The sequence below is a fragment of the Micromonospora sp. NPDC049580 genome (assembly GCF_040675595.1).
Taxonomy (GTDB): Bacteria; Actinomycetota; Actinomycetes; order Mycobacteriales; family Micromonosporaceae; genus Micromonospora.
On record NZ_JBFAPG010000387.1, the window covers coordinates 1 to 6,120 of the forward strand.

Annotated in this window: 6 protein-coding genes; 1 reads left to right on the top strand and 5 read right to left on the bottom strand. The window is 74.0% G+C overall.

The annotated features are described in order from the left end of the window. The first annotated feature begins 131 nt into the window (after positions 1-131). On the top strand, positions 132-632 hold the full coding sequence (locus tag AB0J68_RS24770) for a DUF6817 domain-containing protein (protein ID WP_363940605.1): 501 nt from the start codon (positions 132-134) through the stop codon (positions 630-632). A gap of 79 nt (positions 633-711) precedes the next feature. Here the strand turns inward: AB0J68_RS24770 and AB0J68_RS24775 are convergent, their stop codons facing one another. From AB0J68_RS24775 to AB0J68_RS24795, 5 genes are all read right to left on the bottom strand, one after another. Further along, entirely contained in the window at positions 712-1,656 is a 945-nt protein-coding gene (locus AB0J68_RS24775) for an acyltransferase domain-containing protein (RefSeq protein WP_355065099.1), read from the bottom strand. A 48-nt stretch (positions 1,657-1,704) separates the two neighbouring features. After that, positions 1,705-2,895: an amidohydrolase family protein gene (locus AB0J68_RS24780; RefSeq protein WP_355065097.1), complete on the bottom strand. Its 1,191-nt coding sequence runs from the start codon at positions 2,893-2,895 to the stop codon at positions 1,705-1,707. 220 nt (positions 2,896-3,115) lie between these two features. Then, positions 3,116-4,273, bottom strand: a complete 1,158-nt coding sequence (locus AB0J68_RS24785; protein WP_355065095.1) for a hypothetical protein — start codon at positions 4,271-4,273, stop codon at positions 3,116-3,118. After that, positions 4,266-5,069: a sugar phosphate isomerase/epimerase family protein gene (locus AB0J68_RS24790; RefSeq protein WP_355065093.1), complete on the bottom strand. Its 804-nt coding sequence runs from the start codon at positions 5,067-5,069 to the stop codon at positions 4,266-4,268. Before AB0J68_RS24790 ends, AB0J68_RS24785 begins: the two co-directional genes overlap by 8 nt. After that, positions 5,066-6,120: dihydrodipicolinate synthase family protein (locus AB0J68_RS24795; protein WP_363940606.1), on the bottom strand; the 1,055-nt coding region annotated here is incomplete at its 5' end. The genes AB0J68_RS24790 and AB0J68_RS24795, both read right to left, overlap by 4 nt.

Sequence of the window (6,120 nt, forward strand, 5' to 3'; positions counted from 1 at the left end):
TTTCCGTTCGGCCCGAACGGAAACTGTCCAAGATCTCCCCTCGGACCTCGGCGACATCCACCTGAGCGTGTGACATATTGCCCACGTCCGGGGGCAGCGAGTTCCGGCAGCCGATACCTACAGTCGGGGCCATGAGCACCGACACCGCCGTGCGGGGCTGGCTGCGCGACCGGGGCGCTGAGCAGATCGCGCATCCCGGGGGCAATCTGTACGCCCACCTGTGTCGCGTCAGCGACCGACTCGCCGCGCTCGGCTGCGACGGCGACGTGCAGGCCGCGGGCCTCACCCACGCCGTCTACGGCACCGACGGGTTCGACCTCACCCTGCTCGATCGGGCCGATCGTGCGGTCCTGCGGGATCTGATCGGCGCCGACGCCGAGGAGCTTGTCTATCTGTACGGCGCCTGCGACCGGGAACGCAGTTGGCGGGAGCTGGCCACGACCGGCCAGGTGTTCGACCGCTTCGTGGGTCAGGTGAGAACGACGAGTGGGGCTCGACGTCGGTCGCTCATCGACCTGAGCATCGTCAACGAACTGGACGTCATCGAGCGACCCGCCATGGGAGCGCTCCCCCACCTAAGCCGTCGACGGTTAATCGAGGATTTGCACGGTGTTACGGATCGCCGGAGATAGAAGATCACGTCGCGGCCACTGTGCCTAGATCGTCTTTCCAGGCGCTGGCAGAGCGGGGTCCGCGCTCCCAGGTGGATGGTCAGATCGGGAAGCGGCCCTGGCGCCATTGCCAGTGGCGGCCGGCCGCCAGGTGGTCGACGATCGCGCGCTGGAGGGCGGTGCGGCGCGGCAGTTGATCGAGCGGCGTGCTCAGGGTGCGGAACGTGAACCGCAGCACCTCGACGTCCGCGTCCAGCCCCTCCGGCTCCTCGTAGGGCTCCAGCTCGAACCGTCGCTGGAACCGGACGATGTTGGAGTCCTCGGGCAGGTACTCCCGCAGCTGCGGGTCGAGCAGCCACGAGCCGCAGGAGAACTCCGTGTAGCGCTCGTCGGGGAAGTGGCGCGGGAAGAAGGCGCGGGCCTCGTCGAGCGACGCCGTGATCGCCTCCGGCGTCAACGGTCCCGACTCCGGGATGTGCAGGCCGAGGGTCGTGCCGCCCCGGTGGTGCTGCAGCCGGCCCAGCTCGTAGACGCCGCCGCGCACATGCAGCGTCAGCCAGCTCTGCATCACCGGCCAACCCTCACCCCGCATCCGCCGATCGACGGCGAGATTGCGGCCCAGGTCCGCGAGGGTCAGCCAGGAAACGGCATCGGGCACGCCGTGGTCGCGGTGGTAACCCCGGACGACGTCGACCAGGGCGAGGTACGCGTACACGTAGAGGTGCCGCCACGCGTTGCCCCGTTCGCGCGGCAGCTCCGGACCGGGCGGCAGCCAGACGTGGCCACCGAGATCGGCACGGACCAGTGCGATCGAGCGGTCGAGCAGCCAGCACAGCTCCGGAGTCCACAGTGCGGAGTCGGGGTCCGGCCAGCCCGCCATGATCTCCGCGGCGTCGTCCGGCCGCACCGCGAGCCGGTCAAGGAGCGCGGGCGCGTCGGCCCTGGCTGGCAGCGGAGCCGACGGCTGGTCCCCGGCGAGCCGGTGCACACGCTCGACGTCCTGGACGGGCACCCCGAGCCGGGCGGCGATGTCCTCCAGATCCATGCCGACGAACCTACCGCCGGTCGGCGCCTTCCCACAGCCCGCGACTGCTCAGTCTCCAGGCACCGCCCCAGCGAGGTACACGGCGAGCGGGCGGCGCAGTACGGTGATGTCGCTGGTCGGGTCGCCGTCCACGACCAGCAGGTCGGCGTCATAGCCGGGGCGGACGCGGCCCTTACTCCGCCCCAGGCCACACACCTCGGCGCCGACCGAGGTCGCCGCGGCGAGGGCTGCTGTGGCGGGGATGCCACACGCGACGTACTCGACGAGCGTCTCCGGCAGGATCCCGTGCGGCTTCGCGGGGCCGAGGCCCGCGTCCGAGCCGGCCACCAGGCGAACCCCGGCCCGGTGCAGGGTGGCGGCGGCGGCGCGCAGCGCGGCCTCGCTGAGCCCGGCCCGCGCCGCCATCTCCACCACCTCCGGCGGGGTGATCACGGCTGGGTCGGTGCCGAGCGTGGCACAGACCGCCACCCCGGACATGGCCAGGCGATCCGCGAGGTCGTCGGGGACGTGGGCGCCGGCCGCGGTCACGCACGTGCAGTGCTCGATGCCGTCGACACCGACGCGCAGGGCCTGCTCGACAGCGCTGAGCGCGTGCGCGTGCGCCGTCACCGGCAGGCCGAGATCATGCGCCCGGGTCACCGCGGCGGTCAGCTCCTGGTCGCTGAACTGCGGCCGCGTGGTGTCGGTGCCGGGGGTGAACACCCCGCCGCTGGCCATGACCTTCACCAGGTTGGCGCCGGCCGCCGCCTGCTCACGCACGGCCGCGCGGATCCCGTCGACGCCACTCGCCTCGCCCCCCATCCACCAGCAGTGCCCGCCGACGCTGGTGATCGGCGCGCCCGACCCGACCACCGTTGGTAGGTCGTCGCGCACCCCCCGGTCCCGCCACCGCAGCACGGCACCGCGGCGGTCGCCCAGGTCCCGGACGGTCGTGACGCCGGCCGCCAGGTGCGCACCCAGTGACGCCTCGACGACCGCGTCGAGGTCCGTCTCAGGACGTTCGGCGAGCCGGCCGAGCGCGTCCGGCCCGGCATCGGCGCACAGGTGCACGTGCGCGTCGATCAAGCCCGGAAGCAGGGTGCCGTCCGGATGCTCGCGCACCGGCCAGTCCTCCGGCGCCTGCGCCCAACCCCGGTGCACGTCGGTGATACGACAGTCGTCCAGCAGGACCAGCACCCCGCCGTCCACGAGCCGCTCGCCGTCGAACATCCGCGCCGCCCGGACAGCATGCTTCGTCATCGGTCCTCCCCCGTCGAGCTGAACAGTTACCACCGGCTCTGCGCTGACGGCGCCCCGCGAACAAGGGGCCCTGGTCAGCCCGAACCTGCTCGCCGGTTTCCCGGCGCCTCCCGTGGGCACGGCTGGCGTCAGGCTCGGACCGGTCGAGGTGGGGCTCATGGCGTCCACGATCCGCGCCGTCGAACCCTGCCACCTCCCCCCAGGAGGCGAGCCCTGTCCCTCACCAGAGGGAACGGCGCCAGCTCATGGTGAGCGCCCCGGCGAGGGCCAGCCCGAGCAGCGGCGCGACGCCCACCCCGGCGAGCGTGCACCCGACCGCGAGCAGTGCCGGCGGCACCCAACACCACGCGGGCACGGTCCGTGGGGCACGGCCGCGCCGCCGTGCCGCCGCCTCCACGGCCATCGGCACGACAAGCACCGGCAGCGCGGCGGCCAGCAGGGTCAACCACGGCAGGACGAGGCGGTCGAAGCGGGCAACCGCCAGCATCCCGCCGAGCACCGCGACGGCGAGCATCGCCACGCGGGCCGGCACCCGGGGCGCCAGGCCGCGCACCGCCAGCGCCCCGGAGTACGTCGTGGTCAGCGCCGCCGCGAAGACCGCCACCGCGACGAACAGATTCGCGTACGCCGCCAGTCCCGAACCGGCGGCGAGCAGCGCGACCACGTCCGCCGAGCCGGTTCGCAGCCACAGGCCGGCGCCCGCGAGCACCCCGAGCAGCGCGGGCCCGATCAGCAGGCCCACGCACCAGGCCAGGTCCCGCCGTCGGGCGAGGTCGACGCTGAAGTCCGGGGCGCGCAGCGCGAACACCGCGGCATACCCGATCAGCGCAGCGGCGTCGGCGAGCCCGCCGGCGGCGACACGGACCGGAGCACCCGGTGGCGGCAACACGGTCAGGCACCAGCCGACCAGCACCACCGCGCTGAGGGTGGTGACGACCGCGACCCGGTTGCCGAGCCGGGCCGGCGCCCAGGAGACGGCGAGGACCGCCACCTCCAGCAGCGCCGGCCCGGCCCAGCCCGGCAGGTGCGTCAGAGCGGCGAGGGAGGCGCCGCCGAGCCCGACGTTGAAACCGTTCCAGCCGATCATGGACACAGTCAGCACGGCCGCCAGCAGCAGCCGCGAGGTGTCGCCCAGGTAGGCGGGCAGCACCGCGGTAAGCGTTCCGCCGTCGCCGAGCGGCCGGCGCAGGCCGATCCGGCCCTGCCCCCACAGCAGCGCCGCCATCAGCACCCCGCCGACCAGCAGGCCGGTCACCGGCACCGGGCCACCGTGCCGGGCGGCCATCGCCGCACCGAGCACGAGGGTGGCCGGCGCGGTGCCGATGCCCAGCCAGGCGCCGACCGCCGCCGGCCACCGCCGTTCGGGAGCCTCAGACAACGTGGCGCAGGTAGCCGGTGATCGCCGCGTCCAGCACCTCCGCGCCCGGACGCGCCCACACCTCGGCGGAGAAGACCTCCACCTCGATCGGGCCGACGTAACCGGCCGCGTCCACGGCCTCGCGCAGCCGACGCAGCTCGATGCAGCCGTCACCGGGCAGCGCCCGACCCAGCAACACGCCCTCCGGCAGCGGAGTCACCCAGTCGCAGACCTGGAAGGCGGCGATCCGGGCCCCCGCGCGGGCGATCTGCGCGTACACCGTGTCGTCCCACCAGACGTGGTACGCGTCCACGACCACGCCGACCACCGCCGGGTCGAACCGCTCGGCGATGGCCAGCGCCTGGCCGAGGGTCGCGATCACGCACCGGTCGGCGCTGAACATCGGGTGCAGCGGCTCGATCGCCAGCCGTACCCCGGCAGCCGCCGCGTGCGGTGCCAGCTCGCCGATCGCGTCGGCGACCCGGGCCCGAGTGCCGTCGATGTCCCGACTGCCGGGCGGCAACCCGCCGGAGACCAGCACCAGCTCGGGCGCGCCCAGGACGGCCGCCTCCTCGATGGCCCGCAGGTTCTCCGCACGCCAGTCGTCGCCGGAGAAGAAGCCGCCCCGGCACAGCGAGGTGACGGCGAGACCCGCGTCCCGGACCAGCTTCGCCGAGCGGGCCAGCCCGTACTGCGTCACCGGCTCCCGCCACAGCCCGATGCCCGGCACGTTGGCCGCCACACAGCCGGCGACCACCTCGGGCAACGGCCAGTGCTGGGCGGTCGCCTGGTTGAACGAGAACCGCTCCAAACTCATTGCTCCACACCCGCCACTGTGAAGAACGACCGCGCGCGGGCGGCGGCCAGGTCGGCGTCGGGCAGCAGCCCGGCCGCGTCGGCCAGGGTGAGCAGGGTCGCCAGGTGCGCCGGGGACCGCCCGGACTGCGCGCCGCCGACCATGGTGAAGTGGTCCTGGTGACCGGCCAGCCAGGCCAGGAACACGATCCCCGTCTTGTAGTGCCAGGTCGGCGCCGCGAACAGGTGCCGGGCCAACGGCACGGTCGGCGCGAAGATCTCGTCGTACGCCGCCAGGTCGCCCCGGTCGAGGGCCGCCAGCGCGGCGGCGGCGGCCGGCGCGATCGCCGCGAACACCCCGAGCAGCGCGTCAGAGTGGCCCACCTCGTCACCCCGGATCAGCTCCGGGTAGTGGAAGTCGTCGCCGGTGTAGAGGCGTACCCCCGCCGGCAGCCGGCGGCGCAGCGCGACCTCCCGGCCGGCGTCGAGCAGCGACACCTTGACACCGTCCACGGTGGACTGGTGCGCCTTGATCAGCTCGATGACCGTGTCGGCGGCCAGATCCAGATCGACAGATCCCCAGTAACCGGTCAGCGCCGGGTCGAACATCGGCCCGAGCCAGTGCAGCACCACCGGTTCCCCGGCGGCGGTCAGCAGCTCGTCGTACACCCGCAGGTAGTCCTCGGGGCCGCGGGCGGCGGCGGCCAGGTGCCGGCTGCACATCAGCACCGGCCGGGCGCCGGCCGCGCGGACGTCGTCGAGCTGTTCGCGGTACGCGGCGGCGACCGCCGCCAGGGTCGCCGGGCCGGCCGGCAGCTGGTCGGTGCCGACACCCGCGACGATCCGGCCGCCCACGGCGCGGGCCTCGGCGGCGCTGCGCCGGATCAGCTCCCGGGTGGCCGGATAGTCCAGGCCCATCCCCCGCTGGGCGGTGTCCATCGCCTCGGCGACGCCCAGCCCGTACGACCAGAGGTGCCGCCGGAACGCGAGGGTGGTGTCCCAGTCCACCGCCGCCGGGGCCCCCGGCACGTTCTCCGCGCCCGGGTCGGCGACCACGTGCGCGGCGGCGTACG